This is a genomic window from Pseudomonas sp. EGD-AK9 (assembly GCF_000465935.2).
GTDB lineage: Bacteria > Pseudomonadota > Gammaproteobacteria > Pseudomonadales > Pseudomonadaceae > Aquipseudomonas.
Genome location: NZ_AVOF01000174.1, coordinates 1 through 26,321, shown reverse-complemented (window position 1 = coordinate 26,321; position 26,321 = coordinate 1). Strand labels below are relative to the sequence as shown.

At 60.2% G+C, this 26,321-nt stretch carries 24 protein-coding genes; 17 read left to right on the top strand and 7 right to left on the bottom strand.

The genetic code is table 11. From position 1 onward, the window contains the following. Positions 1-141 precede the first annotated feature (141 nt). Positions 142-462, bottom strand: a complete 321-nt coding sequence (locus tag N878_RS09680) for a DUF2388 domain-containing protein (protein WP_021443465.1) — start codon at positions 460-462, stop codon at positions 142-144. Positions 463-606: 144 nt separating this feature from the next. After that, positions 607-927: a DUF2388 domain-containing protein gene (locus N878_RS09675; protein ID WP_021443464.1), complete on the bottom strand. Its 321-nt coding sequence runs from the start codon at positions 925-927 to the stop codon at positions 607-609. 676 nt (positions 928-1,603) lie between these two features. On the opposite strand from N878_RS09675, the gene N878_RS28330 reads away from it, so the two are divergent. From N878_RS28330 to N878_RS09605, 15 genes are all read left to right on the top strand, one after another. Further along, complete coding sequence (locus N878_RS28330; RefSeq protein ID WP_156350866.1) at positions 1,604-2,713, top strand: glycosyltransferase; 1,110 nt, start codon at positions 1,604-1,606, stop codon at positions 2,711-2,713. Further along, on the top strand, positions 2,710-4,308 hold the full coding sequence (locus N878_RS09670) for a glycosyltransferase (protein ID WP_021443463.1): 1,599 nt from the start codon (positions 2,710-2,712) through the stop codon (positions 4,306-4,308). The genes N878_RS28330 and N878_RS09670 overlap by 4 nt, the downstream gene beginning before the upstream one ends. Beyond that, complete coding sequence (locus N878_RS09665; RefSeq protein ID WP_031302959.1) at positions 4,299-5,159, top strand: bifunctional 2-polyprenyl-6-hydroxyphenol methylase/3-demethylubiquinol 3-O-methyltransferase UbiG; 861 nt, start codon at positions 4,299-4,301, stop codon at positions 5,157-5,159. Before N878_RS09670 ends, N878_RS09665 begins: the two co-directional genes overlap by 10 nt. Further along, on the top strand, positions 5,159-5,986 hold the full coding sequence (locus tag N878_RS09660; protein ID WP_021443461.1) for a class I SAM-dependent methyltransferase: 828 nt from the start codon (positions 5,159-5,161) through the stop codon (positions 5,984-5,986). The genes N878_RS09665 and N878_RS09660 overlap by 1 nt, the downstream gene beginning before the upstream one ends. Positions 5,987-5,991: 5 nt before the next feature. Beyond that, on the top strand, positions 5,992-7,161 hold the full coding sequence (locus N878_RS09655) for an acyltransferase (protein WP_021443460.1): 1,170 nt from the start codon (positions 5,992-5,994) through the stop codon (positions 7,159-7,161). Positions 7,162-7,169: 8 nt separating this feature from the next. Beyond that, positions 7,170-7,997 (top strand): FkbM family methyltransferase, encoded by an 828-nt coding sequence (locus tag N878_RS09650; RefSeq protein ID WP_021443459.1) that lies wholly within the window; start codon positions 7,170-7,172, stop codon positions 7,995-7,997. A 17-nt stretch (positions 7,998-8,014) separates the two neighbouring features. Further along, a complete protein-coding gene (locus N878_RS09645; protein WP_021443458.1) occupies positions 8,015-8,911 on the top strand; it encodes a GDP-mannose 4,6-dehydratase in 897 nt (298 codons plus the stop codon). 160 nt (positions 8,912-9,071) lie between these two features. Then, positions 9,072-10,043, top strand: coding sequence for a GDP-mannose 4,6-dehydratase (locus tag N878_RS09640; protein WP_021443457.1), 972 nt, complete (start codon positions 9,072-9,074; stop codon positions 10,041-10,043). Between the two features lie 4 nt (positions 10,044-10,047). Continuing rightward, positions 10,048-11,490, top strand: coding sequence for a mannose-1-phosphate guanylyltransferase/mannose-6-phosphate isomerase (locus N878_RS09635; protein WP_021443456.1), 1,443 nt, complete (start codon positions 10,048-10,050; stop codon positions 11,488-11,490). Positions 11,491-11,609: 119 nt separating this feature from the next. Beyond that, positions 11,610-12,416 carry an ABC transporter permease gene (locus N878_RS09630; RefSeq protein ID WP_021443455.1) on the top strand — a complete coding sequence of 269 codons (807 nt, stop codon included), beginning with the start codon at positions 11,610-11,612 and terminating at the stop codon, positions 12,414-12,416. A 15-nt stretch (positions 12,417-12,431) separates the two neighbouring features. Beyond that, the gene (locus N878_RS09625; protein ID WP_177342889.1) at positions 12,432-13,787 is read left to right on the top strand and encodes an ABC transporter ATP-binding protein; all 1,356 of its coding nucleotides are present in this window, start codon (positions 12,432-12,434) and stop codon (positions 13,785-13,787) included. Between the two features lie 77 nt (positions 13,788-13,864). Further along, positions 13,865-14,734: an FkbM family methyltransferase gene (locus N878_RS26760; RefSeq protein ID WP_082457830.1), complete on the top strand. Its 870-nt coding sequence runs from the start codon at positions 13,865-13,867 to the stop codon at positions 14,732-14,734. Between the two features lie 29 nt (positions 14,735-14,763). Continuing rightward, positions 14,764-16,140 carry a glycosyltransferase family 1 protein gene (locus tag N878_RS09615; RefSeq protein ID WP_031302957.1) on the top strand — a complete coding sequence of 459 codons (1,377 nt, stop codon included), beginning with the start codon at positions 14,764-14,766 and terminating at the stop codon, positions 16,138-16,140. After that, positions 16,112-17,260, top strand: a complete 1,149-nt coding sequence (locus tag N878_RS09610) for a glycosyltransferase family 1 protein (RefSeq protein WP_031302955.1) — start codon at positions 16,112-16,114, stop codon at positions 17,258-17,260. Before N878_RS09615 ends, N878_RS09610 begins: the two co-directional genes overlap by 29 nt. Further along, positions 17,261-18,385, top strand: a complete 1,125-nt coding sequence (locus N878_RS09605) for a glycosyltransferase family 4 protein (RefSeq protein ID WP_021443450.1) — start codon at positions 17,261-17,263, stop codon at positions 18,383-18,385. Positions 18,386-18,555: 170 nt separating this feature from the next. On the opposite strand, the gene N878_RS09600 is transcribed toward N878_RS09605, so the two are convergent. From N878_RS09600 to N878_RS09580, 5 genes are all read right to left on the bottom strand, one after another. After that, the gene (locus N878_RS09600) at positions 18,556-18,771 is read right to left on the bottom strand and encodes a DUF1127 domain-containing protein (protein WP_021443449.1); all 216 of its coding nucleotides are present in this window, start codon (positions 18,769-18,771) and stop codon (positions 18,556-18,558) included. A 358-nt stretch (positions 18,772-19,129) separates the two neighbouring features. Continuing rightward, positions 19,130-20,566: an NAD(P)(+) transhydrogenase (Re/Si-specific) subunit beta gene (locus N878_RS09595; RefSeq protein ID WP_021443448.1), complete on the bottom strand. Its 1,437-nt coding sequence runs from the start codon at positions 20,564-20,566 to the stop codon at positions 19,130-19,132. Between the two features lie 2 nt (positions 20,567-20,568). Continuing rightward, on the bottom strand, positions 20,569-20,883 hold the full coding sequence (locus N878_RS09590) for an NAD(P) transhydrogenase subunit alpha (RefSeq protein ID WP_016490057.1): 315 nt from the start codon (positions 20,881-20,883) through the stop codon (positions 20,569-20,571). A gap of 11 nt (positions 20,884-20,894) precedes the next feature. Continuing rightward, positions 20,895-22,016, bottom strand: a complete 1,122-nt coding sequence (locus tag N878_RS09585; RefSeq protein WP_021443447.1) for a Re/Si-specific NAD(P)(+) transhydrogenase subunit alpha — start codon at positions 22,014-22,016, stop codon at positions 20,895-20,897. Positions 22,017-22,495: 479 nt separating this feature from the next. Further along, positions 22,496-23,392, bottom strand: coding sequence for a LysR family transcriptional regulator (locus tag N878_RS09580; RefSeq protein WP_021443446.1), 897 nt, complete (start codon positions 23,390-23,392; stop codon positions 22,496-22,498). 179 nt (positions 23,393-23,571) lie between these two features. On the opposite strand from N878_RS09580, the gene N878_RS09575 reads away from it, so the two are divergent. Next, complete coding sequence (locus N878_RS09575) at positions 23,572-24,750, top strand: acyl-CoA dehydrogenase (protein WP_021443445.1); 1,179 nt, start codon at positions 23,572-23,574, stop codon at positions 24,748-24,750. Positions 24,751-24,820: 70 nt separating this feature from the next. Beyond that, on the top strand, positions 24,821-26,044 hold the full coding sequence (locus N878_RS09570) for a CaiB/BaiF CoA-transferase family protein (RefSeq protein WP_021443444.1): 1,224 nt from the start codon (positions 24,821-24,823) through the stop codon (positions 26,042-26,044). The last annotated feature ends 277 nt before the right edge of the window (positions 26,045-26,321 follow it).

Here is a 26,321-nt window from a genome sequence, read left to right as displayed (position 1 = left end):
CCAGGGCGTCGTCGAGCAGCGCCTGGCTGGCCTGGCGCTCGGCGGCGCTCAGCTGGTCGTGCTCCAGCACCAGGCGCAGCTNGGCCTGGACGCCGCCGCTGAGCGCCAGCAGCGCGGCGCAGCACCAAGCGCACAGGGACCTCACAGGGCGAGAATGGCTTCGGCCAGTTGCAGGTCGCTGGCGCTGCGCGCTTGCGGCAGTTGCGTGCGGATCGCCAGCAGCGCCGCCTCCAGCTGCGCGCCGCGGATCTCGCCGGCGCTGGCGACGAAGCTGGCGGCGTCGTCGCGGGCCTGCACCACCAGCTTCATGTCGCGCAGCGAGGTGGTGGTATCGGAGGTGAAGTCGATGCTGCGATCCAGGGCGCGGACGATGATATTGCTGGTGGCGACCACGGTTTGCGCCTGGGCGAGGCCGCTGAGCAGGGCGCAGGCGGTGGCGAGGACGAGAAGCGAATGACGCATGGAGAAACTCCGCAAACGGCGAATGGACGGTTGGACGAGCCCGCGCGGTTGGGGTTCCGCAGGCGGGCGCGTATGCCCGTGCAGTTTACGGGGCCGGTGCGCGCCGGTCAGCAACTGGGCCGGCCGGCGTTGCCTGGGGAGCAATCAGAGGCTGAGGATGGCCTCGGCCAGGTGCAGGTCGTCGGCCGCCGCCAGCGCCGGCACCTGGCTGCGGATATGCAGCAGCGCCGCCTCCAGCTGCACGCCGCGGATCTCGCCGGCGCTGGCGACGAAGCTGGCGGCATCGTCACGGGCGGCGAGCACGACCTTGTCGTCGCGCAGCGAGGAACTGATATCCGAGGTGGCCTCGCTGGTCGCGGCGACGCCGCTGACGATGGCGTCGGTGGTGACCACGAAGCTGGTGGCGGAGGCGCTGGTGGCCAGCGCCAGGAGGGTGGCGGCGCTCAGGATGCGGAAGGTGGTCATGGGATATTCCTCAACGGGCGAGATGGGCGGTGCAGAAGGCCTGCGGCCGGAATAACAAGCCTAGCTCAGGGGCGCTTGCGCCGACCAGTTGCTGGCGTTCTGCCGGCGCGTCTTTCAAAGGAATTTCACCGCGCCACGATTGCGTCGGATGGCAAAGGCCGGGATACCCGCCGAGGATCACTTTTCATGACTATGGAGTCAGTTTGGTGCGTGCTAGGAATTTCCAACTGTCCCTTGTTGACTTGTCATTGGGGCTCATAGAATGCTTGCACAACCTAGGGGCGCCTCGGTATCTGGGAGCCCTCCTTTTGATGCAATTTTAGACGTCACAACTATAAAAATGTCGATGCAAACCCGAAGTATTTTTAACCTCGGGCACCCGCCAATGGAGTTGGGCAATCCTGGTCAAGGGTTTTACTTCATAGCTGAGGCCCTGTCTGGAGTCTTGTCTGTTCCGGGGAGTGTGGAGCAGCCCATCTCCTTGTTCTTTGGCCTTCCTTATCAGCTTCCGATAGATAAGGATCAGCCCCCTAGGGTATTGGCCTGTGCTTGGGCGTATGACGAATTTCCTCCAGCCTGCAACCGGGCTCCGATTAGTGATTGGCGACGGGGCTTGGAGACGTGTTGCGGTGCATTGGTATTTAGCCAGCAGGCTGCTGGAGCGATCAGGCGGCTGATGGGGGATGACTACCCAGTGCAGGTTTTACCTGCACAACCTGCCGAGCGATTCGCGGGGCTCTGTGCGGATCATGGCGAGCTTCCCCACAAACGCCCACGCATGCTTATGTTTCGTGGGCATCTGCTTGACAGTCCACGTATTGGCTTGTCAGTAGACGGCCTGGCTAGGCTGGAGCCCCAGCTGGAGCGTCAATTTGAGGCCCAGCCGGAATCGGAGCAGCCTGTAGCTCCGCCGGCTGCTCCCGGGGTTATCGAGCGGTTGCGTATTAGTGGCCAACTGGTGTTCAACTGGTGGCATGAGGCGGTTGTCGCTTACGTTTTTTCGGAGGCGCCGCAGCCGGCTGCCACTGCTCCCGAGGTGGCGCCGAGTGAACACCCTCAGCCATCCCTGATTGAACCGGCAGCAACGCCGCCAGAGCAACGGCTGAAACTTTTTGGCACTGTCTACACCTGCATTCTCAGGGCAGAGGATGAGCGTTGTCGTTGGATGGAGCTGTTAACGGCGTTCTGCTGGACTTTCCGAGATGAGCCCAATGCGACACTGGTGCTCAAGTTCACTCACCATAAAGAAACATCCGGTCTGATGCCCTTGCTCACGACCCTTTCTCGATTGTCACCATTCCGTTGTCGGGTAGTCGCGATTAATGCCTTTTTAGAAACTCAGGACTATGCGGCGCTGATTGCCACCTCCGATTATCTTGTTACACCTCACGAGGCCGAGGCATCGGCGCTGACGGCGCAGGAGTTTCTGAGTGCTGGTAGGCCCGTGATTGGGCCCGTGCACGGAGCACTGGCCGACTGGCTGACGGCGGAAAACGCATTTCTGGTGAGCGGTGATATTCAGCCGGCTTACTGGAATGGAGATATCGATAAAAAATTGCATCACCAATCGCTACGCCTGAATTGGACTTCACTCTGTCAGGCCCTGGCAGATAGTTTTCGTATGGCTCAGCAGGCTCCGGAGTGCTATCGCGCCAAGTCCCGAGCGGCACGCACGGGCATGCTGATGCAGGCATCACATGAGCGTATTTCGGAGGTGGTGAGAACGTTTCTGTCTAAAGCCGTACCTGTGCCAACCGGTGCAGATGTCGCGCAGGCGGTCTCATGAGGATTCTTGTCTATTCCGAAACCAGTGCTACGAACTTGCAAAGCCGTCTGGGCACTGCTGAATACAGCTACTTTTTCGTGCTGCGGGAGTTCATCCCGGTTTTAGAGAGCCTGGGCGACGTCCAGGTTGTCGAGCACCCAGAAGATGAGGTTGACGCCGTATATCTAGACTGTTCGCGCCGGGGTGAGCCGTGTGTGTTCCTGAGCTTTTCGCCGCCACACCGGACATTGCTGAATCTGCAGTGCCCGACAATCCCCGTATTCGCCTGGGAGTTTGACAGTATTCCGCACGAAACCTGGCTGGGGCGGCCGGAAGAGGACTGGGGCTGGGTGCTTCGCCAGCTAGGACAGGCTATCACTCATTCGATTTCCACGGTGAGGGCGGCTTATCGGGTGCTGGAGCCGGACTATCCCTTGTTGAACGTACCCGCACCGGTCTGGGATACCTTTGGCTGTTTGCGCGATAGCAAGCGTTATTCTGGGTCATGGCAAGTTCAGGGCAGGGGTACCATATTCGATACCGGTGTATTGGATTTGTCGATGTTTCTCAGGGCCAGCCCGGGACACTGGCATGCAGTGGTGCATGGTCTCCCGACTCCACATGACGACCCTGAGTTGGAGTCTTCCATAAGGAATGAGCTCGATGTCATTCACCGTCGTTTCACGGACAGTGACCTATCGCCCGAAGAGCAGCCTATGGCTCCCCGGTTGCCATCTGAGGGGCAACAATTAGTCATTCCTGCCCCGGGACTGCCTGCCCGAAAGCGGATATTTGATCGACAGTGGTGGAAAATCGGCAAACGTTACGCGATGGCGTGGTACCTCGGTGTAGTTGTTCCGCGACGAGCTTCTCAGGCTGGGGAGCCGGCTCAGCCCGAGCCGCTACCTGAGTCAGTGCCAGATGACTCAGTTCCCCTCGCCCTGTTCCAGTCTGCGTCTTTCGCTCTGGAGCTCGACGGCGTGGTGTTTACCTCGGTATTTAATCCTTACGACGGACGCAAGAACTGGCAAGACATGCTCAGTGCGTTTTGCAGCGCTTTTTCCGACAAAGAAGATGCGGTGCTGTTGTTCAAGCTAACCCATCGCGCCTGTACCCAGCCCATCGTCGAGATGCTGCGCTACCTGGCCCGCTTACCCGCGTTTAGCTGCCGAGTGATCCTCCTCCATGGCTATCTGGAAGATACCGACTACCAAGCCATGGTCAGCGCCACGGCCTATGTGGTCAACGCGTCCTATGGCGAGGGCCAGTGCTTGCCGCTGATGGAGTTTCTGTCCTGCGGCAAGCCGGCGATTGCGCCGAAGCATTCCGGGATGGTCGATTACATTGATGAGTGCATGGCATTTGTTGTCGACAGCTGGGATGAGGCAACTGGCTGGCCCCATGACCCGCGCTTTGCGACACGTGCGTGTCGCCAGCAGGTCAGTTGGACATCGCTGCGCAATGCGTTTATCAAGGCTTACCACGCCTATCTGAACGAGCCTGACCGATACATGGCGATGTCCGATTATGCGATTGAACGCATGCGTCAGCATTGCTCCCGTGAGGTGGTTAAAGGCAAGCTCAAACCTTTCCTTGAGGCGGCAGCATGCGCATGATTTGGAACAGGTTTATGCGCAGGAGAAAACCAGCTGTTCAAATGGTTCGCCATACAGTCGATTCTCGTTACTGTGGCCTTCATGACGCAGTGCTCAGTGGCTGGTTTAACAACGAGACCGGTGAACTGCACCCCAATTTTTCCATCCGCTCCGCAGATCGCGTTCTGGACTTTGGCTGTGGAGCTGGCGGGGCAACGCAATTCTGTGCCCGTCACCGGGCCAATGTCACATTTCTCGACAGTGATGAGGGAAAAATCACTCATCTCAACCATCTGTTGCGTGATAGCGCTGGTAGTCACCTGGGGATTGTCAACCAGGCACTACCCCTTCCACTGGGTGATGCCTGTTTCAACCGAATAATCGCGCAAGAGGTGCTTGAGCATGTCGATGAACCGTCGGCGGTGCTTGCAGAGCTATACCGGGTTGGCGAACCAGGCGCCCTGTACCTGCTTGCTGTACCGCATGCACGCTCAGAACGTCTGCAGCAGGGTATTGCTCCGGACTCGCACTTCGCAGCGCCCAATCATCAGCATGTCTTTGATGAGGCGATGTTCACCGATCTTGTCCAAGACAGCGGGCTGGAGATCGTCAGCCGTCATGACTTCGGCTTCTATTGGGCATTTTGGATGATGTTGTACTGGGCCGATTTTCAGGCAGAAGGCAAGCAACTGGATGCGGCCACCCACGATTTGATTGCACCACCCTATGCGGAGCTACTCAATGACTGGGCCTCCTTATGGCAGCAGCTTCTGCAACTGCCGGCCGGCCCGGCGATCAAACGCCGGCTCGATGCACTATTGCCTAAGAGTCAGATCGTGGTGGCACGTAAACCTCTATCTGGGAGCCGATGATGCTGGAGCGATTGAAACGCCGTTTTACGCAATTAAAGCCTCAAGAGGCTGTTGTGGCAGTATCAGTTGAGGAGGCCCCGGTATTGTTGCCGGTGGGGCTTATCGATATGGCGCGTAGTGGCTGGTTGAAGAATGACAGCGGCGAGTTGTTTGCAGGCTTTGCTGTGAAGGCCAGCGACAGCCTGCTGGATATTGGCTGTGGCGATGGTGGCTTTACGCTCTTCTGTGGGCGCCAGGGCGCGGAAATCTATGTTGCCGATATCGATGAAGGCAACGTTGAGCGGGCGGTGGCGCGCCTGAGAGAGACTGACGCCCGCGCGGTTCATCCATTGGTCACGGATGCCAATCCTATCCCGCTACCCGATGCCCATCTGGATAAGGTGGTGGCGATGGAAGTGCTGGAGCATGTCGATGATCCGGCAACCTTTTTGGCTGAACTGGTCAGAGTGGGCAAGCCCGGTGCGCAGTACCTAATTTCCGTGCCGGCAGCCCTGAGCGAGCGGTCTCAGCAAGGGATTGCCAGTCCCGCGTATTTCCAAAAACCCAATCACATACACATCTTTGAGCGTGAGGAGTTCGCTCGGCTGGTAAGTGATGCCGGATTGGTCATCGAGCAGCACACCGAATACGGTTTCTACCGCACCCTGTGGTGGTTGTTTTTCTGGGTCAGCGGCCAAAGCTCGCTGGATGGACAGAACGAGGCAATCATCAGGCACTGGGATGCTACTTGGGCTGAACTCTTAAGTCTCCCCCAGGGCGATGCGGTTAAACAGGTGCTGGATGGTATTTTGCCGAAGAGCCAAATCATCGTAGCCCGTAAGAAGTGAACGGCATGAGCCGGCGAATACTCGATATTGAAGTGTTGCGCGGGATCGCAGTCCTACTGGTGGTCATTCATCATGCGCATTTCAATTTCTACAGTTGGACAAACCCAGCCCTGGAGCTGTTTTTCACCTACTTTGGTGGCGCCATTGGGGTAGATCTTTTTTTTGCCATTTCGGGTTTCGTGATTGCGCGGGAGCTGCTGCCCAGACTTGAGCAGGCGGCTGGTGATAACCGAGCACGAGTTGTGCTGGCGTTCTGGGTCAAGCGTGCCTGGCGTTTGTGGTCATCGGCCTGGCTGTGGTTGATGGTGCCGCTGTTGCTGGTGCTACTGCTTAACGACAGTCGAGCCTTTGGTGGCGTAAGGGCCAATGTTGAGGCCACTATGGCCGGATTGCCGCATGTGGCGAACTTTCGCCTGGCCGATGTGTGGGGGCGCCAAGAATACGGTGCCACAGCTGTTTACTGGAGTCTTTCGCTGGAAGAACAGTTCTATTTTCTGCTTCCGCTCCTGGCGTTATGCCTGCGGAAGTACCTGGTCTGGGGTGTCTGTATTATTGCGCTGATGCAACTCATCAGCCCGCGCGACACAATGCTTGCGGTGATCTTCAGGACCGACGCGCTGTGCTTGGGCGTTCTACTGGCCCTGATCAGCCGTACGCGAGCCTATGAACTGGCGCGACCGCACTCTCTCGCCAGCCGCCTGGACAGCACCCTGAGCGTGTTGCTGTTGCTGACATTGCTGCTGACATTCGGGTCGCACCATCTCAACGTTGCACCCTATCGCCTAAGTGTGGTTGCCGTGCTAGTGGCGCTGCTGGTGTTTGTGGCCAGCCATGATGGCAACCTTCTGTTCTATAAACAGGACTGGATACGCCGGCCATTGGTCTGGGTGGGAGAGCGATCCTACGCGATGTACCTGATCCACATCCCCTGCTTCTACCTGGTGCGCGAGCTCTGGCACCGCCACAGTGGTGGCGAGTTGCCGACTCAAGACGCGTTTATGCTGTTCACCTGCTCTGCCGCGCTAATAGTGTTAATTCTGAGCGACCTTAATTACCGCTTTATCGAACTGCCCTTGCGCCGTCGAGGTGCCCGCATTGCCCAGAATTTGCTGCACAAGGAGCCCATGCAGGCCCCTACGGTAAGTGCAACCGATGCGTCACTCGCTAACCGTTAGGAGCCGACATGGCATTCATCTCTTATGCACAGAATTTTGAAGACGTCACACTCTGGCGTGCACTGAGGCTATTCGGGCCGGGCCATTATATTGACGTGGGCGCCAATCACCCCACGCACGACTCGGTGACGCGAGCCTTTTATGAGCGTGGCTGGCGTGGGGTCAATATTGAACCGGTTGAGCACTATCACGAAGCCTTGTGTGCCGAGCGACCAGGGGATGTAAATCTGTGTGTGGCTGTAGGCCCGGCGGCCGGCGAGCTGACCTTTTACGAGAATTGTGACAGCGGGCTCTCCACGCCAAGTGAGGCGATGCGCGAAATGCAGGAGAGCGCGGGCATTCAGTTCGTACCACGCACAGTGCGGGCAATGCGACTGGACGCTATTTGTCAGGATTATTTGCCGACGGACAAGCCATTTCATTTCCTCAAGATCGATGTCGAGGGCTTCGAGTTGCAGGTGCTGCAGAGCATGGACTTTTCTCGGTGGCGCCCTTGGATCGTTGTATTGGAGTGTCCGTTTGACAAGCAACCGGACTGGGAGGAGTTGATGATCGCTGCCGGTTATCAGCATGCCTATGGCGACGGTATCAATCGTTATTGGGTGGCCAGCGAGCGCGATCACCTGTTGCCGGCGTTCTCCTTGCCACCCAATATCTTGGACGAATTTAAGCTGTGTCCAGGGCATGTGCTGGCGAGTGAAGGGCCGGAGGTACAGACGTTACGCGATGCCTTGATGCAAGCCCAGCAACAACTGCAAACGCTGCAGGGTAGCCGCTCATGGCGGTTAGTCCGGCGCCTGGCTCGGATGAAAGCTACCCTAGGCAGGTTTCTCTGACAGGAGGAGAGTCAGGCATGGCTAGTTCGCTGCTGGTTACGGGGCTGAGCGGTTTTGTTGGGCGGCATGTGCAGGCGCAGCTTCCGTCTACCTGGCAATTACTGCAGACGCCTCAGCTTAATGTGCTCGACAGCGCCTCCCTCAACGATGCCTTGGTTCAGGGTTGCCCGGATGCGGTCATTCACCTTGCTAGCCAGACGTTTGTCCCGGAATCATTCCGTGACCCGCAGGCCACGCTCCAGGTCAATCTTCTGGGCACCCTTAATGTATTGCAGGCGCTGAAGCGTCACGGCTTCAATGGCAGTTTCCTGTACGTCAGTTCCGGTGATGTGTATGGTCGTGTCGATGATCAGGCGTTACCGATCAGTGAGCTGCAATTGCCGCAGCCGCGTAACCCCTATGCGGTGAGCAAGGTGGCTGCGGAACTTCTGTGTCAGCAATGGAGTTATGCCGAGCCTTGGCGAATTATGGTTGCACGCCCCTTCAATCATGTCGGCCCCGGGCAGCGAACAGATTTTGTCGTTGCGGACATGGCCAGGCAGTTGGTGCGTGTGAAAAAAGGACTGCAAGCGCCTCGTCTTGAGGTCGGGGATGTGGAGGTCACGCGTGACTTTCTGGATGTACGAGACGTTGTCTCGGCGTATTTCAGCCTGCTCGAGAGTGGCACAGGTGGTGAGATTTACAATGTGTGCTCCGGTCGAGAGCGATGTGTTCGGGACTTGATCGAACAGATGGTGCAATTGGCCGGTGTAGAGGTTGATCTGATTCAGAACCCTGTCCGATTTAGGCTGGCTGAACAACGCCGGGTTGTTGGGTGTGCTGAAAAACTCCTGAGAGATACTGCATGGGCACCGGTAATCCCCATAAAACAAACTCTGCAAGACGTATTGGATGAATTCCAGGCGCAGTTGTAGAGAGCAGCTGGCTGTAAAAGGGGCAGGCATGTGTAGGGCACTATCGCCTGATGGTTAGGCATTGATGGGTGCGCTGATTGCCCGCTGTGAAGGGCATCTGCTAGACAAATAAAGATTCGGGCTAGATATGATCCTGGCGTGTTGAGTGGCGAGACAAGAAATGACAAAAAACGCTTTGCTTACAGGTATTACCGGCCAGGATGGCGCCTATCTCGCCAAGCTGCTGCTGGAAAAAGGCTATCGGGTCCATGGTCTGGTGGCCCGGCGCAGTACCGACACACGTTGGCGTCTGCGTGAGCTGGGTATCGAGCGGGAGATCAATTACCTGGACGGGGATCTGGCCGACGCCTGCTCCGTGCAGCGTGCACTGCTCAAGGCCGGTCCGGACGAGGTGTACAACCTCGGCGCGCAAAGTTTCGTCGGCTCGTCCTGGGACCAGCCGGTCACGACCGGCATCGTCGACGGTCTGGGCGTCACCCATATGCTCGAGGCCATTCGCCAGTTCAGCCCGCAGAGCCGTTTCTACCAGGCCTCGACCAGCGAGATGTTCGGCCTGATCCAGGCCGAGCGGCAGGACGAGAGCACGCCGTTCTATCCACGCAGTCCCTACGGCGTGGCCAAGCTCTATGGCCACTGGATCACCGTGAACTACCGCGAGAGCTTCGGCCTGCATGCTTCCAGCGGCATCCTGTTCAACCACGAGTCGCCGCTGCGCGGTATCGAGTTCGTCACCCGCAAGGTCACCGACGCGGTGGCGCGGATCAAGCTCGGCAAGCAGCGCGAGTTGCGCCTGGGCAACATCGACGCCAAGCGTGACTGGGGCTTTGCCGGCGATTATGTCGAAGCCATGTGGCTGATGCTGCAGCAGGAACAGGCCGACGACTATGTGGTGGCCACGGGGGTGACCACCACGGTGCGGGACATGTGCCGCATCGCCTTCGAGTATGTCGAGCTGAACTATGAGGATCATGTGGTGATCGATCCGGCGTTCTTCCGTCCGGCCGAGGTCGAGGTACTGCTCGGCAATCCGGGCAAGGCCGAGCGGATGCTCGGCTGGACGCCGAAGACCAGCCTGGAAAGCCTGATCCGCATGATGGTCGATGCCGATCTCGTTCGCGTAGCCAAGGAGTAGGCCGATGTTGTTTCCCGTGATTCTGTCCGGCGGCGCCGGTACCCGTTTATGGCCGGTTTCCCGCGAAGGCCATCCCAAGCCGTTCATGGCCCTGCCGGACGGCGAGTCGCTGCTGCTCAAGACCTATCGCCGGGCGGGCGCCCTGCTGGCCGACGGCGGCGAGATCGTCACGGTGACCAACCGCGATTACTACTTCCAGAGCAAGGACGAGTTCGCCGCGGCCAGGCTGCCGCAGCGGCGCGCCCGTTACCTGCTCGAGCCGCTGGGGCGCAATACCGCGCCGGCGATTGCCGCGGCCGCGCTGGCGCTGCGCGAACGGCATGGCGACCAGGCGATCATGGTGGTGATGCCGGCCGATCATCTGATTCGCGACAGCGAGGCGTTCGTTGCCGCGGCCAGGCAGGCGGCGACTCTGGCGCAGGATGGCTACCTGGTGACCTTCGGCATCCGCCCGACTCGTGCGGAAACCGGTTTCGGCTATATCGAGGCGGGCGACGCGCTGGGCGGCGATGGCGCCGCCCGGGTTGTACGTTTCGTCGAGAAGCCGGATCGCCAGACGGCCGAGCATTACCTGGCCAGCGGCCGCTTCCTGTGGAACTCCGGCATGTTCTGCTTCAGCGTCGGCAGCCTGCTCCGCGAGCTCGCCGAACAGGCACCGCAGTTGCTCGAACAGGTCGCCGCCTGCGTCGCCGCCAGCCCGGCGCTGCAACAGGGCGAACTGGCGCAGCAGGAGCTGAACGCCGAGCTGTTTGCCGAGTTGCCGGATATTTCCATCGACTACGCACTGATGGAGCGTTCGGACAGGGTAGCGGTGGTGCCGGCGGCTTTCGACTGGAGCGATATCGGCTCCTGGAACGCCCTGAGCGAGCTGGTCGAGGCGGATGCGCAGAACAATCGCGCGGCCGCCGATGCGCTGTTCATCGACAGCCGCAACAACTTCGTGCAGAGCGAGGCGCGTCTGGTGGCGGCGGTCGGGGTCGACGACCTGATCGTGATCGACACCGCGGATGCCTTGCTGATCGCCCACGCCGAGCGCGCGCAGGACGTGCGCCAGGTGGTCAAGCAGTTGAAGGCCAGCGAGCATGACGCTTATCGCCTGCACCGCACGGTGAGCCGTCCCTGGGGCACCTACACGGTGCTCGAGGAGGGCCCGCGCTTCAAGATCAAGCGCATCGTGGTCAAGCCGGGTGCGGCGCTGTCGCTGCAGATGCATCACCACCGCAGCGAGCACTGGGTGGTGGTGCAGGGTATGGCGCGAGTGGTCAATGGCGGCGAGCCGCGGCTGGTCAGCGCCAACGAATCGACCTTCATCCCCGCTGGACACAAGCACCGCCTGGAGAACCCCGGGGTGATCGATCTGGTGATGATCGAAGTGCAGAGCGGCGAGTACCTGGGGGAGGACGATATCGTCCGCTTCGAGGATCAGTACGGCAGGGCTCCTGTCTGACGATGTGAGGGGGGGGCACCTCGCGGCTCCCAAGTTGAGAACATTGGGGCTCGTACGTAGAAGGGCTTGGCTCCGCTGTTTAAAGGTGTTGATCGCTGGGTGTGGGTAGGCGGAAGGTCATGGTGCGTAACGTGGGTTTGAAATCCGGGCTGTCACTGGCCTGGATGCTGGCCAAGCAAGATATAAAAAATCGCTATGCGAGCTCCTATGCCGGTATCGCTTGGAGCATTGGCGTACCGCTGTTGTATGCGGTGATCAATGTCGTGGTGTTTTCCATTTTGATGAATGGGCGTATGGGAGTGCGCTACGGGGATATCCCATTTGCGCTGTTCTATTTTCTGCCGTTTTCCCTGTGGATATTTTTCTCCGACATGGTGAATCGCAGCACAATGGTGCTGCGGGAGTACGGTTATCTGATCAACAAGATTGCGTTCCCTTTTTGGGTGCTGCCGTTGGTACCAATGCTATCGGCCTTGATCAGCCAGGCGATCATTCTGGTAATTGTGGCAGGGCTAATGATGTACAAGGGTATCCCTATGGCTGATACCGCGTACATCTATGTGTTGGCGTGGGGAGCCTGTTTGATATTGTCGTTAGGGCTCGCTTACGGCATTTCGGCGTTGGCGATGTACATCCCTGACCTTGCGCAGATCATTCCGGTGGTGGTCAATATCCTCTTTTGGCTGACACCAATTTTGTATCCAGCCACGTTGGTTGAAGATCATGGTCCGCTGTGGGTGCGTGGAATAATCATGGACTACAACCCTTTCTATTACCTAGTCGAGATCTCCCGGCACGCGGTCTATGGCACGGGGGAGATTATGTGGGGGGCGCTGCTTAAGGTGTCTGTTCTTTCTCTGGTGATCCTGGCGTGCGGTGTCGCGATATTCCGCAAGCTGAAATCTGCTTTTGCCGATGTGATTTGACGGGGCTGTGTGGGCGTGACAAATCGTACGAATTCCAGCCCGATCATCGAGCTGAGCAACGTTTCAAAGATCTACCAGACCTACAGCAGTCCGCAGCATCGGCTGATCGAGCTGCTCACAGGTGGACGCAGGCGCTATGCCCATGAGGTCAGAGCGCTTGATGATGTGTCATTGACGCTGGAGCGCGGCAGTCGCCTGGGCATTGTAGGGGAAAATGGCAGCGGCAAGAGCACGTTGCTCAAGATCCTAGCCGGTGTGCTGACTCCGAGCTCCGGTAGCGTGAGGGTTGAGGGACGAATTTCCGCGCTACTGGAACTTGGCGCAGGATTTAACCCTGAGCTGCCTGGGCGTGAGAATATCCGGCAGTTTTGTATGTTGCATGGGATGAGTCGTGCTCAGACCGATGAGGCGGTGCCTCATATTATTCAGTTCAGCGAGTTGCGTGATGCTGTGGATCACCCGGTCAAGACCTATAGCAGCGGGATGGCGATGCGCCTGGGGTTCGCATGTGCGGTATACGTAGAGCCGGATATCCTCATTGTCGATGAGGCGCTGAGCGTTGGTGACGCTTATTTTCAAAACAAGTGTCTGCACAAGATCAAGTCGTTGCTCGATTTGGGTACCACCTTCATTTACGTAACCCATGCGGCAGATTCCATTCGATCGCTATGTCAGCAGGGCATCTGGATGAACAAGGGGCATGTGCGTATGTGCGGCGCCTCGGCGGCGGTGGGTGCCGAGTACCAGAAAGAAGTGTTCCGGCGCATGGTGCAGTCGGGTCTGGTCGATCAGCCCGACAAGGTGCGGGCAAGCACTGCAACGGTTGCAAGTCGAGGTGAGGCGCTAAGTGCACGTCAGGCTGCTTTTGCTGAGCGGGTTGCCCCGTTGCGTACGGGCAGTGGTGAGGCACACATCCTCGACATCGTGTTGCGTGATGAGCATGGCGTGGAGTCTGATCGTGTTGGCTTCAACCGCCCATGCAAGGTGGAGGTGGTCTATCGTGCCCAACAGCCGCTGCCGCCTGACTACGGCATCACTTTGGGGATTGCCGATAGCAGCGGAAGGCAGATTATGCATTTCAATTCGGCGCAGGAAGGTATTTACCTGTCTAGCGACGGGCTGCAAGCGCCCCAGGTCATCGAATTCGAATTCACCAGCCCTCTGTGTCCAGGTGAGTACGGGTTGATGGCGGGTATCGCCGTATGTACCCCCAATCCAGTGAACAAGGGGCAACTGATGTTGGGTAAGGTTGTGGACTATTGCGTTGGGGGCGCACGTTATGCAGTGCTCTATCCAGACGGTGAACAGGTGTACAACCTGTGGGGCCTGGCATACGCGCCTTGTAAAATTTCAGCCGCGACATTGGGATAAATATAAGGGAACGACTCGTAAGTGGTTGACTTAGCGGACAATCGGTCGCGTTGTGAGAACCCTGTAGGGGGGACTAGATGAAGTGGCCAAATTGGTTGCGTCGACGCGTGGCGCCGGACTATCGGCTTGTTCGGGCGCGTGCTTTGGACTTACCGCCGTTTGACTTTGCAATTCACGCTATTGGTGATGAGTGCATTTCGCGCAATCTGGCCCGGGATGGTATTTGGGAGCCGTTCGAAACTACGGTATTTGGGCGCCTTTGCCAGTCCGGTGATCGGGTGCTGGATTTGGGGGCCAATATAGGCTGGTACAGCGTGCTGGCGGCCAAACTGGTGGGCTCCAATGGCATGGTAACCGCGTTTGAGCCGGATGCCGCGAATGTTGAACTGTTGCGCCGCAACGTTTCTATGGTCGATTGCCATGGTGTCGTGCAGGTCAATCATTGCGCGGTAAGTGATCTTCATGGCCAGATGTCGTTGTATCGTTCTGGCAACAATCTTGGCGATCACCGACTGTTTAGTGATGGCAGCGCACGTGAGGTCGCCACAGTGCCGGTCACCACGCTCGATGCTTATTACGCTGATACACGTACGTCGTTGCCGAATATTATCAAGTCCGACACACAAGGCTCGGAGGCGCGCATTCTGCGCGGAGCAGCGCAGCTGCTGGCAAGCGGTTGGCGGCCACTGATGATTATTGAATTCTGGCCATTTGGTCTGACTCGTTCGGGCGATGATCCCATGGCGCTTGCATGTCAACTGCAGGCGCTAGGTTATCGCCTGTATGAGGTGTCCGAACACACTCCAAGGCTGCGCAATTTGCAGCCTGAGACATTAGAGCGGCGTATGAGTGAGGATATATCCCCACAGAGTTGGGGCTTCTTGAATCTACTGTGTGTAGCGGAAGGTTGCACGCGTATGAACGACCTAGTGGATCTGATCGGTTGAGCAATAGCCAACGGGAGTATTGAAGGCATATGCGCCTGCTAATTGAATGTACTTACGTCTTTGAACACCCGGATTTGAATTCGGGGATTCAGCGAGTGGTGCGTAATGTCATAAGTGAGCTGCAACGTGCGAACGCCGGCTGTGAGTGTATTCCGGTGATCATGCAGGAGGGCCAGCTCAAGCGCGTTATTTCTCTACTTCCGCCCGCCTCACAGCCACTGTCCTGGCAGCGCAAGTGGGCGCAGAGGCTTGACCGGTTGAGACTGCGTTATTGGGGAGCGTACTCAGCGTTAATCAATCGTGCACCTGTGTTGGCCAGCACTGCACTGCGCTGGCCGTTTTTTACCTTCTGCCGGGTACTCAACCTCTCGATCACGGTACCGTTGCGAGCTTTTCTTTGGTTGGATCGACGCAATGTGGCTGCCTTGCAACGTAGCGAGCCGATGGATATCGCTGAGGGGGACGTTTTCCTGCTGCTCGATTCCTCCTGGCATCTGGACTTCTACGATCTGGCTGAGCGTCTCAAGGCGCGGGGTGCCAGCATCATTAGCGTGGTCTATGACCTGATACCGCTGATGCAACCACAATTTTGCGATGCGGGTTTGACTCGGGTGTTTGAACGATGGTTTGACTGGGTTGCGAAAACTGCCGACGGGTTTTTGTGTATTTCCCGTACTGTTGAGGATGATGTGCGGCATGCAGTTGCAGCACGCCTGGGGCAGGAGTTAGCCGATTCACGACAGTTTGAACATTTCTATCTGGGCTCGGAGCTTGATCTGACTCAGCGCGATCCTGAACTGGATTCTGAGATCGAAACGGTGTTCGTATCGAATGAGCCGGTTTATCTGATGGTCAGCACCATTGAACCCAGGAAGAATCATGCTTATTTGTTGGATGCTTTTGAGCGGATATGGGCTCGGGGAATAAAGGCGCGCTTGTGTATCATTGGCAAGGTGGGATGGAAAAGTGAGGAGTTGATCGGGCGTATACAGAGGCATCCGCAACTCAGCCGCCAGTTGTTTGTATTCAACCAGCTTAATGATTCGGGACTGGAGTACGCCTACGCTCGAGCTAGTGCGTTGGTGTTCCCCTCGCATGCGGAGGGCTTTGGGCTACCCATGGTTGAAGCCATGCAGCGCGGTGTGCCGGCCATGGTCAGTGATATTCCCGTCTTCCGAGAAATCGGCGGTGACTTTGCCGCGTACTTTGATCTGGGCGACCCTGAGGCATTGGCCAAATTAGTTGAGGGGCATATCAACAGTGGCGTCTTCCCTGCCGGTAAATCGCTAGCTGACTGGCGGTGGATTGGTTGGCGCGAGGCCAGTCTGCAATTACTCGACAGAACGTTAAGCATTGCCGGACGAATTGAGCAGGCTGATGAGAAACCCGCTCTCCGTCGCGCTTAACGCCACTATCCTGCGGGCACCGCGTACTGGTATTGGTCAGTACGTTGCGTCGTTGGCCTCGGCATTGGCTGCGCAGCAACTTGTCCAGCCACAGCTGTTTACTGGTCTAGGCTGGCAGCAATCCGTGCCTGAAGCGGCGATGCCCGGCTATTCGCAATTGAGTCGTTTGGTCAAATCGGTCGTGCCCAAGGCCTATCAGGTGCGACGTGCTGTGGAACAGAGGCTTTTCACTCAGGGGGTTGGACGCCTGCAGCCAGCGCTGTATCACGAGCCCAGCTTGTGGCCATTCGAGTTCGATGGCCCGATGCTGATGACCCTGCACGACCTGACCCATGTCCACTATCCGCAGACGCAGCCGGCAGATCGCCTGGCCGAAATCGCCAGGTGCGTCGAGCCCGCGCTGGAACGGGCGCGGGTCATCCTCACCGACTCGCAGTTCGTTGCCGACGAGTTGCAGCGGCATTACGGCGTGGCGCGCGAGCGCCTCAAGGTGGCCCCGCTGGGTTATGCCCAGCGCTTTCATCCGCGACCGCTGGCCGATCTGGGCCGGGTAACGGCGCCGCTGGGCGTGACGCCGGGCGCCTACCTGCTCTGCGTCGGCACCCTCGAACCACGCAAGAACCTGGCGCTGGCGCTGCGCGCCTACGCGCTGCTGCCCGAGGCGGTGCGCCGGCGTTACCCGCTGCTGATCGCCGGCATGGCCGGCTGGCGTCGAGACGACTTTGCCGCCGAACTGCAGGCGGCCCTGGCCAGCGGGCAGGTGCGTCTGCTCGGCTACCTGGACGACGAGCGCCTGGCCGAGTTGCTGGCGGGAGCACGCATGCTGTTGTTCCCCTCGCTCTATGAGGGGTTCGGTTTGCCCGTGCTGGAGGCGATGGCCAGCGGTGTGCCGGTGCTGCTGTCGCCAAGCTCGGCACTGCCGGAGGTGGCAGGGACGGCTGGAACCTATGTCGAGGCCGGCGACCCCGAAGGCTGGTGCCGTGCCATCCTGCGCCTGATCGAGGATCAGGCCGAATGGCAGGCGCGCCGGGTGGCGGGCCTAGAGCAAGCGCAGGGCTTCTCCTGGAAGCGTTGTGCAGGTATTACCGCTGCCGCCTATCGGCAGGCGTTGGAGCACTGAATGCGCGTTCTGCACTTGTTCAAGACCTACCTGCCGGAAACCGTCGGCGGCATCGAGCAGGTTATTTTCCAGATATGCCAGAGCGGGATTGCCCATGGCATCCAGGGCGAGGTGCTGACCCTCAGCGCCGAAGACGGGCCGTCCGAGCTGATGGTGGCGGAACATCGTGTGCACCGGGCCAAGCTCGATCTGCAGCTGGCCTCGACGGGCTTTTCCTACAGCGTCCTGGCGCGACTGAAGGCATTGGCGGCCGAGGTGGACCTGATCAACTACCACTTTCCCTGGCCGTTCATGGATCTGCTGCACTTCGCTGCGCGTATCGACAAGCCGACGGTGGTGACCTACCACTCCGACATCATTCGCCAGAAATACCTGCTCAAGCTCTATCGGCCGCTGATGAACCGTTTTCTCAGCAGCACCGACCGTATTGTCGCGGCTTCGCCGAACTACCTGGAGACCAGCGAGGTCCTCAAGCGGTATCGGCACAAGACCTCGATCATCCCCTATGGTCTGGACAAGACCACCTACCCGGTGCCTTCGGCGAGCGTTCTGGATGCTTGGCGGCAGCGTTTCGGTCCGCGCTTCTTCCTGTTCGTCGGGGTCATGCGCTATTACAAGGGGCTGCACATCCTCCTGAATGCCGCCCAGGGGACGGGCTACCCCATAGTGATAGTCGGGGCCGGGCCGCTTGAGCTGGAGTTGCGTGCTCAGGCCCAGGCGCTGGGGCTGGCGCACGTGCATTTTGCCGGGCGTCTAGGCGAAGAAGACAAGGCGGCGCTGCTGCAGCTGTGCAGCGCGATCGTGTTCCCGTCGCATCTGCGCTCCGAAGCCTTCGGCATCTCCCTGCTGGAGGGTGCCATGTACGGCAAGCCGATGATCTCCAGCGAGATAGGTACCGGTACCAGCTATATCAATGTCCACGGTGAAACGGGGCTGGTGGTGCCGCCCAGCGATCCGCAGGCGTTTCGCCAGGCCATGCGTACACTCTGGGACAATCCCGAACTGGCGCTGCAGATGGGGCTCAAGGCCAAGCAGCGTTATGAGCAGCTGTTTACCGCACAGCGCATGGGGCTGCGGACGGCGCAGCTGTATCGCGAACTGCTCGAGAGCAAATCACGGCACTGAAGATGAAGAACGGACTGTTCCGAGACAATTGCTCTATTGCGCTTGAGCCTGTGCGCAACTGTGCTGCTAAGCGCCGCGGCTGCTCGGCCCAGATAAAACGAAAGCCCCATCGCAGCAGAGACGATGGAGCCTTCAGAAGAGCCCAACTTGGAGGGAGCAAAATCGGTGAATCAGCGCCAGAACGGCTTGCTCAGCTCGGCGTAACGCTGGTTTTCGCTGATGCCGGCGTCGGCCAGCAGGCGGGCATCCAGTCGAGCCAGTTGACGGCGGCTGACGATGCGGCGCTGCCACAGGCTGAGGGTGGCGATCAGGCGCAGCGGCCAGGAGGCCTGGTGGCTGGCGGTGCTGTGTTGGTGAAACAGGTCGGAACTGAGGGTACGTTCCATGGTGGTCATCCTTCCGCTTGTGGCGGCGCTGGTGTTTGCTTTCGATGGGCAAATTATCGCGAGCGGGGCGACGACCCAGTAGTCACAGCTGGATTAAATTGTTGTGCTATTAGATAGGTTGCTTTGTAACTGTTTCGCCTGAAACGGAGCTAACTGTACTGGTCATAAGTGAAATGGCTGGGTGCAACCGGACAATGCGAGAAAATCGCCTGCATGAGGCCTCGATTGCAGTGGCTATCAAGCGGTACAGTTTTAAATTGATCCGCTATGGCGGCTGACCTGAGGTTCAGCTTTTCCCTGTCTCCCGGGCACAAAAAACCCGGCGCAAGGCCGGGTTTCCTGTCTAACTGGTCAGGGCTTAGTCCACGGCCTTGACCATGTCCTCGATGACCTTCTTGGCGTCGCCGAAGACCATCATGGTCTTGTCCATGTAGAACAGTTCGTTGTCCAGGCCGGCATAGCCGCTGGCCATCGAGCGCTTGTTGACGATCACGGTCTTGGCCTTGTAAGCCTCGAGGATCGGCATGCCGGCGATCGGCGACTTAGGATCGTTCTTCGCCGCCGGGTTGACCACGTCGTTGGCGCCGAGCACCAGCACCACGTCGGTCTGGCCGAACTCGGAGTTGATGTCCTCCATCTCGAACACCTGCTCGTAGGGCACTTCGGCCTCGGCCAGCAGCACGTTCATGTGGCCGGGCATACGCCCGGCCACCGGGTGGATCGCGTACTTCACGGTCACGCCGCGGTGGGTCAGCTTCTCCGCCAGTTCCATCAGCGCGTGCTGGGCACGGGCCACGGCCAGGCCGTAACCGGGCACGATCACCACGGTGTCGGCGTTGGTCAGCAGGAAGGCGGCGTCGTCGCTTGATCCCGACTTCACGTTGCGTTCCTGCTGCGCGCCACCGGCGGCGCCGGCGTCGGCATCGGCGCCGAAGCCGCCGAGGATGACGTTGAAGAACGAGCGGTTCATCGCCTTGCACATGATGTACGAGAGGATGGCACCGGACGAACCGACCAGGGAGCCGGCCACGATCAGCATCGAGTTGTTCAGCGAGAAGCCGATACCGGCCGCCGCCCAGCCCGAGTAACTGTTGAGCATCGACACCACCACCGGCATGTCGGCACCGCCGATCGGGATGATGATCAGCACGCCGATGACGAAGGCCAGCGCCACCAGCACGGCGAAGGCGGTGATGTCGCCGGTGAAGGTGTAGAACAGGCCCAGGCCCATGATGGCCAGGCCGACCAGCAGGTTGACCAGGTGCTGGCCCTTGAACACCACCGGGGCGCCCTGGAACAGGCGGAACTTGTACTTGCCCGACAGCTTGCCGAAGGCGATCACCGAACCGGAGAAGGTGATGGCGCCGATGGCCGCGCCGAGGAACAGCTCCAGGCGGTTGCCGGCCGGAATCGCGTTGCCCAGGGCCGCGACTATGCCCAGCGACTGCGGCTCGACGACCGCGGCGATGGCGATAAATACCGCGGCCAGGCCGATCATGCTGTGCATGAAGGCGACCAGCTCGGGCATCTTGGTCATCTCGACGCGCTTGGCCATGATGGTGCCGACGCTACCACCGACCAGCAGGCCGACGATGACGAAGCCCAGGCCCTGCACGGCCAGTTCGCTGCCGAGCTTGTGGATCAGGCCGACCGTGGTGACGATGGCGATGGCCATGCCGACCATGCCGAACAGGTTGCCGCGCCGCGACGAAGTCGGGTGCGACAGACCCTTGAGCGCCTGGATGAAGCAGATCGAGGCGACGAGGTAGAGAACAGTGATCAGGTTCATGCTCATGGTCAGTGCTTCTCCGCCTGCGCTTTCGGCGCCTTCTTCTTGAACATTTCCAGCATGCGTCGGGTCACCAGGAAGCCACCGAACACGTTGACCGCGGCCAGGGCCACGGCCAGGGTGCCCATGGCCTTGCCCAGCGGGGTGACGGTGAGGGCGGCGGCCAGCATGGCGCCGACGATGACGATCGCGGAAATCGCGTTGGTCACGGCCATCAGCGGGGTGTGCAGGGCCGGGGTGACGTTCCACACCACGTGGTAGCCGACGTAGATGGCCAGCACGAAGATGATCAGGTTGTAGATGCCGTCGGAAATCAGATCCATGTCTCTACTCCTTAGCCGTTCTTGCGCACGACTTCGCCGGCGTTGCACATCAGGCAGGCCGCGACGATGTCGTCTTCGAGGTTGAGCTGGAACTGGCCTTCCTTGTCGATCACCAGCTTGAGGAAGTCCAGCAGGTTGCGTGCATAGAGGGCGGAGGCGTCCGCCGGCACCAGCGCGGCCAGGTTGGTGTGGCCCACCAGGGTCACGCCGTGCTTGACCACCACCTGGTCGGCCTCGGTCAGCGGGCAGTTGCCGCCCTGCGCCGCGGCCAGGTCGACGACCACCGAGCCCGGCTTCATCTCAGCCACTGTGCTCTCATGGAGCAGTGTCGGCGCCTTACGACCCGGAATGAGGGCAGTCGTGATGACAATATCGGCCTGCTTGGCGCGCTCGTGCACGGCCTTGGCCTGGCGCTCCATCCAGGATTGCGGCATGGGCCGGGCATAGCCGCCGACCCCCTGGGCGCATTCGCGTTCTTCATCGGTCTCGAACGGCACGTCGACGAACTTGGCGCCGAGCGACTCGATCTGTTCCTTCACCGCCGGACGCACGTCGGAGGCCTCGATCACCGCACCCAGGCGCTTGGCCGTGGCGATGGCCTGCAGACCGGCGACGCCGGCGCCGAGGATGAGGATACGCGCGGCCTTCACGGTACCGGCGGCGGTCATCAGCATCGGCATGAAGCGCGGGTAATGGTGCGCGGCCAGCAGCACCGCCTTGTAGCCGGCGATATTGGCCTGCGAGCTCAGGACGTCCAGGCTCTGTGCGCGCGAGGTGCGCGGCGCGGCTTCCAGGGCGAAGGCGGTGATGCCGCGGGTGTTCATCCGCGCGATGGTGTCGTTGCAGAACGGGTTGAGCATGCCGACCAGCACGGCGCCGGTCTTCATATGCGCCAGTTCGGCCTCGGTCGGCGCGAGCACTTTCAGCACCAGGTCGGCGCCGAGGGTGGCGGCGTCGTTGCCGATGATCGCGCCGGCGGCGGTATAGGCCGCGTCGGGAATGCTGGCGCTGACGCCAGCACCGGCCTGGACGGTCACCTGGTGGCCTTGGCCGACCAGCTTCTTGACGGTCTCGGGCGTCGCGGCAACCCGCGTCTCCCCGGCGTGGGTTTCGAGAGGAACACCGATGTGCACTTCTAATCTCCTGCGTGATCTTTTGGGTGAACCGGCGTACTGCGCTGGCACGCTGGCGATTGGGGATCAGCACATAACCTGCCAGTTGGCGGCGGGCGCGGCGATTGTGCAATCGAACGCAGACCCTTACAAGAAGTTATGGAGTAAAAAAAATGGATTACTACAAGTAATAGGTCTATGAGAGATTTTTATACCGCGTGCAGGCCGCGCCGCACCTGAGGGGAAGCAGGTTTGCTGGGGCCTGTGCGGTCTGCCGGTCATTCATCGAACGAATGACCGTTGGTCGAATCGACTGAGGTGTAAAAAGCGGCGAACGGAGCGTTCAGAATAGTGGAATGCCCCGAAAGTGCTGGGCGTGACGCGAATCGAGGCTGTTGCGGCGTTGTAGTGTGACCGGCATGACACTACCTGTCCTCGTTGCGAGTCTTGTCTGCCGTTCTTGTCGCCTTTGTGGGCGGGTCATAAGCGCTGCAGGGGCGCTATCCCTGGCGGTAGGCGCCGGCTTGCAGCAGCAACCAGTCGCGAAATGCCTGGAGCGCTGCCGACTCGGCCTTGCGCTCCGGCACCATCAGGTAATAGGCGCGGTCGTTGTGGGGGGCGGCGCGGTCGAGGGCGACCACCAGGCTGCCATCCTCCAGTTCGCGCTGGATCAGGAAGGGTGGGATCAGCGCGACGCCCATTTCATGGCGCGCGGCCTGGGCGAGCATGGAGAACAGCTCCAGGCGTGGGCCGGTCATGTCGCGGGCCACGCTCAGGCCCTGGGCAGCGAACCACTGGCGCCAGGCATAGGGGCGGGTGGTCTGCTGCAGCAGGGGTAGCGCGGCAATCTGCTCGGCGCTGACCGGCTGCTTGCCCAGCAATGCCGGGCTACATACCGGCAGCAGGTGCTCATGCATCAGGAAATGCGCCTCGGTGCCCGACCATTCGGCATCGCCGTAGTAGATGGCGGCATCGAAGTGGGTGTCGGCGAACAGAAAGGGGCGGGTGCGGTTGGTCAGGTGTACCGTCACCTCCGGATGCAATTGTTGGAAGGCGCGTAGCCGCGGCAGCAGCCATTGGGTGCCGAAGGTCGGCACCACCGCCAGCTCGATGCTGCTGGTGCCCTGGTTGCCCATCAGCGCCAGGGTGTCGCGCTCCACGGCATCGAGTTGCGCCGCCACCTTGCGGCTATAGGCGACCCCGGCCTCGGTCAGCACCACGCCGCGCCGCGAACGACGGAACAGTTCCACATTGAGAAAACTCTCCAGGCCGCCGATCTGCCGGCAGATGGCGCTCTGGGTCAGGCTGAGCTCGTCGGCGGCCTTGGTGAAACTCTGGTGGCGCGCGGCGGACTCGAAGGCGACCAGGGCGGCGGTGCTGGGGATCTTGCGGCGCATTTATGCCAAAGCCTCACTCATAAGCGATATATCTTGGTGATTAAGCTATCTCGAAGTGAGAAAAAAGCACAGGTCTGTGCGTATTCTGCGTTTGTCCAATCGGCAAGTCAGGCCTAGGATCAATGCCATTCGGGTCGGCTCGGCCGACCGCTCACTTCACCGCTTCGAGGTTTCTCGCAATGGCCAAGGCAAGCTTCAACTGGATCGACCCGCTGCTGCTGGATCAACAGCTCACCGAAGAAGAGCGCATGGTGCAGGGCAGCGCCCGGCAGTTCGCCGCCGACAAGCTGGCCCCGCGCGTGCTGGAGGCCTTCCGGCACGAGCGCACCGACCCGGCGATCTTCCGCGAGATGGGCGAGACCGGCCTGCTCGGCGCCACCATTCCCGAAGCCTATGGCGGCAGCGGCCTGAACTACGTGTGCTACGGCCTGATCGCCCGCGAAGTGGAGCGCATCGACTCCGGCTATCGCTCGATGATGAGCGTGCAGTCCTCCCTGGTGATGGTGCCGATCTTCGAGTTCGGCAACGAAGCCACCAAGCAGAAGTACCTGCCGAAACTGGCCAGCGGTGAATATATCGGCTGCTTCGGCCTGACCGAGCCGAACCATGGTTCCGATCCGGGCTCGATGGTGACTCGCGCCAAGAAGGTCGACGGTGGCTATCGCCTGAGCGGCAGCAAGATGTGGATCACCAACAGCCCGATCGCCGACGTGTTCGTGGTCTGGGCCAAGGACGATGCCGGCGAGATCCGCGGCTTCGTCCTGGAGAAGGGCTGGCAGGGCCTGTCCGCTCCGGCCATCCACGGCAAGGTCGGCCTGCGCGCCTCGATCACCGGCGAGATCGTCATGGACAACGTGTTCTGCCCCGAGGAGAACGCCTTCCCCGAGGTGCGCGGCCTCAAGGGGCCGTTCACCTGCCTCAACTCCGCCCGCTACGGCATCAGCTGGGGCGCCCTGGGCGCGGCCGAGTTCTGCTGGCACACCGCGCGCCAATACGTGCTGGATCGCCAGCAGTTCGGTCGTCCGCTGGCGGCCAACCAGTTGATCCAGAAGAAGCTGGCCGACATGCAGACCGAGATCACCCTGGCCCTGCAGGGTTGCCTGCGCCTGGGTCGGATGAAGGACGAGGGCACTGCGGCGGTGGAAATCACCTCGATCATGAAGCGCAACAGCTGCGGCAAGGCGCTGGATATCGCCCGCCTGGCCCGCGACATGCTCGGCGGCAACGGCATCAGCGACGAGTTCGGCGTTGCCCGCCACCTGGTCAACCTCGAGGTGGTCAACACCTACGAAGGAACCCACGACGTGCATGCGCTGATCCTCGGTCGTGCGCAAACCGGTATTCAGGCGTTCTTCTAATAGTGGGGGTGCGCCATGCGCACCACCGAGTTGTTCATGGTGCGCGTGGCGCACCCTACGGAGAATCGCCATGCCCGGCGCCCTGTCCCATATTCGTGTGCTCGACCTGTCCCGCGTACTCGCCGGGCCCTGGGCCGGGCAGATTTTCGGCGACCTCGGTGCCGAGGTGATCAAGGTCGAGCGGCCGGGCTCGGGTGACGACACCCGGCATTGGGGGCCTCCTTATATAAAGGACACCGAGGGCAATGATTCGCGCGAGGCGGCCTACTTTCAGAGCGCCAACCGCAACAAGCAGTCGCTGACCCTGGATTTCACCCTGCCCGAGGGCCAGCGCCTGATCCGCGAGCTGGTGCCGCAATGCGACGTGCTGCTGGAGAACTTCAAGGTCGGCGGCCTGGCGGCCTATGGTCTCGACTATGAATCGCTGAAGGCGCTCAACCCGCGGCTGATCTACTGCTCCATCACCGGTTTCGGCCAGACCGGCCCTTATGCCAAGCGCGCCGGCTACGACTTCATGATCCAGGGCCTGGGTGGCCTGATGAGCCTGACCGGGCGTCCCGAGGGCGAGGAGGGCGCCGGGCCGATGAAAGTGGGCGTGGCGCTGACCGACATCCTGACCGGCCTCTATGCGACTGTGGGGGTGCTGGCCGCGCTGAATCAGCGCGAGCAGTCCGGCATAGGTCAGCACATCGATGTGGCGCTGCTCGACGTGCAGGTCGCATGCCTGGCCAACCAGGCGATGAACTACCTCGCGACCGGCGTGGCACCCAAGCGTCTGGGCAACGCCCATCCCAATATCGTGCCCTACCAGGACCTTCCCAGTGCCGATGGCGATTTCATTCTCGCCGTGGGCAACGATGGGCAGTTCCGCAAGTTTTGCGAGGTCGCCGGCCTTCCGGCTTTGGCTGACGATCCGCGTTTTTCCACCAACAAGGCACGGGTCGCCCATCGTGGCGAGCTGATCCCATTGTTGCGCCAGGCGACGGTGTTCAAGACCACCGCGCAGTGGATCGAGCTGCTGGAAGCGGCCGGTGTGCCCTGTGGCCCGATCAACGACCTGGCGCAGGTATTCGCCGATCCACAGGTTCGGGCGCGTGGCCTGCGTCTCGATCTGCCCAATGCCCTGGGCAGCAGCACGCCGCAGGTGGCCAGTCCCCTGCGTTTGTCCGCCACGCCAGTGGCTTATCGCTCGGCTCCGCCGTTGTTGGGGCAGCACACCGAAGCCCTGTTGCAGCGGCTGCTAGGCATGAGCGCAGCGCAGGTCGCTGAGTTGCGTGAGGCGGGGGTGATTTAAGCTTGCTGCCCTCTATATAGAAGAGGGAAAAGAGCGCTGATCCGATTTGCGCAATTTTTTGCATATCAGGGGGTTTACAGCCTGCCGCGCTCATGTAGAATGCGCGCCTCGCTGAGGCGAACCCAGGTTCGACGAAGCGCTAAGTTGTTGAGATAGAAAGAAAATTTCTTCAAAAACAACTTGACGGAGTGAAGAGGTGCTGTAGAATGCGCGCCTCACCGAAGCGGAAGAGATGACGCTGAGGTTGCTCTAAGTTGTTGAGTAGAAAGAAAAAATC

Bases quoted from the DNA above. Each gene is read 5' to 3' on its own strand.
- N878_RS09680 (WP_021443465.1), bottom strand. From the start codon at position 462: ATGCGTCATTCGCTTCTCGTCCTCGCCACCGCCTGCGCCCTGCTCAGC.
- N878_RS09675 (WP_021443464.1), bottom strand. From the start codon at position 927: ATGACCACCTTCCGCATCCTGAGCGCCGCCACCCTCCTGGCGCTGGCC.
- N878_RS28330 (WP_156350866.1), top strand. From the start codon at position 1,604: ATGGGGGATGACTACCCAGTGCAGGTTTTACCTGCACAACCTGCCGAG.
- N878_RS09670 (WP_021443463.1), top strand. From the start codon at position 2,710: ATGAGGATTCTTGTCTATTCCGAAACCAGTGCTACGAACTTGCAAAGC.
- N878_RS09665 (WP_031302959.1), top strand. From the start codon at position 4,299: ATGCGCATGATTTGGAACAGGTTTATGCGCAGGAGAAAACCAGCTGTT.
- N878_RS09660 (WP_021443461.1), top strand. From the start codon at position 5,159: ATGCTGGAGCGATTGAAACGCCGTTTTACGCAATTAAAGCCTCAAGAG.
- N878_RS09655 (WP_021443460.1), top strand. From the start codon at position 5,992: ATGAGCCGGCGAATACTCGATATTGAAGTGTTGCGCGGGATCGCAGTC.
- N878_RS09650 (WP_021443459.1), top strand. From the start codon at position 7,170: ATGGCATTCATCTCTTATGCACAGAATTTTGAAGACGTCACACTCTGG.
- N878_RS09645 (WP_021443458.1), top strand. From the start codon at position 8,015: ATGGCTAGTTCGCTGCTGGTTACGGGGCTGAGCGGTTTTGTTGGGCGG.
- N878_RS09640 (WP_021443457.1), top strand. From the start codon at position 9,072: ATGACAAAAAACGCTTTGCTTACAGGTATTACCGGCCAGGATGGCGCC.
- N878_RS09635 (WP_021443456.1), top strand. From the start codon at position 10,048: ATGTTGTTTCCCGTGATTCTGTCCGGCGGCGCCGGTACCCGTTTATGG.
- N878_RS09630 (WP_021443455.1), top strand. From the start codon at position 11,610: ATGGTGCGTAACGTGGGTTTGAAATCCGGGCTGTCACTGGCCTGGATG.
- N878_RS26760 (WP_082457830.1), top strand. From the start codon at position 13,865: ATGAAGTGGCCAAATTGGTTGCGTCGACGCGTGGCGCCGGACTATCGG.
- N878_RS09615 (WP_031302957.1), top strand. From the start codon at position 14,764: ATGCGCCTGCTAATTGAATGTACTTACGTCTTTGAACACCCGGATTTG.
- N878_RS09610 (WP_031302955.1), top strand. From the start codon at position 16,112: ATGAGAAACCCGCTCTCCGTCGCGCTTAACGCCACTATCCTGCGGGCA.
- N878_RS09605 (WP_021443450.1), top strand. From the start codon at position 17,261: ATGCGCGTTCTGCACTTGTTCAAGACCTACCTGCCGGAAACCGTCGGC.
- N878_RS09600 (WP_021443449.1), bottom strand. From the start codon at position 18,771: ATGGAACGTACCCTCAGTTCCGACCTGTTTCACCAACACAGCACCGCC.
- N878_RS09595 (WP_021443448.1), bottom strand. From the start codon at position 20,566: ATGAGCATGAACCTGATCACTGTTCTCTACCTCGTCGCCTCGATCTGC.
- N878_RS09590 (WP_016490057.1), bottom strand. From the start codon at position 20,883: ATGGATCTGATTTCCGACGGCATCTACAACCTGATCATCTTCGTGCTG.
- N878_RS09580 (WP_021443446.1), bottom strand. From the start codon at position 23,392: ATGCGCCGCAAGATCCCCAGCACCGCCGCCCTGGTCGCCTTCGAGTCC.
- N878_RS09575 (WP_021443445.1), top strand. From the start codon at position 23,572: ATGGCCAAGGCAAGCTTCAACTGGATCGACCCGCTGCTGCTGGATCAA.
- N878_RS09570 (WP_021443444.1), top strand. From the start codon at position 24,821: ATGCCCGGCGCCCTGTCCCATATTCGTGTGCTCGACCTGTCCCGCGTA.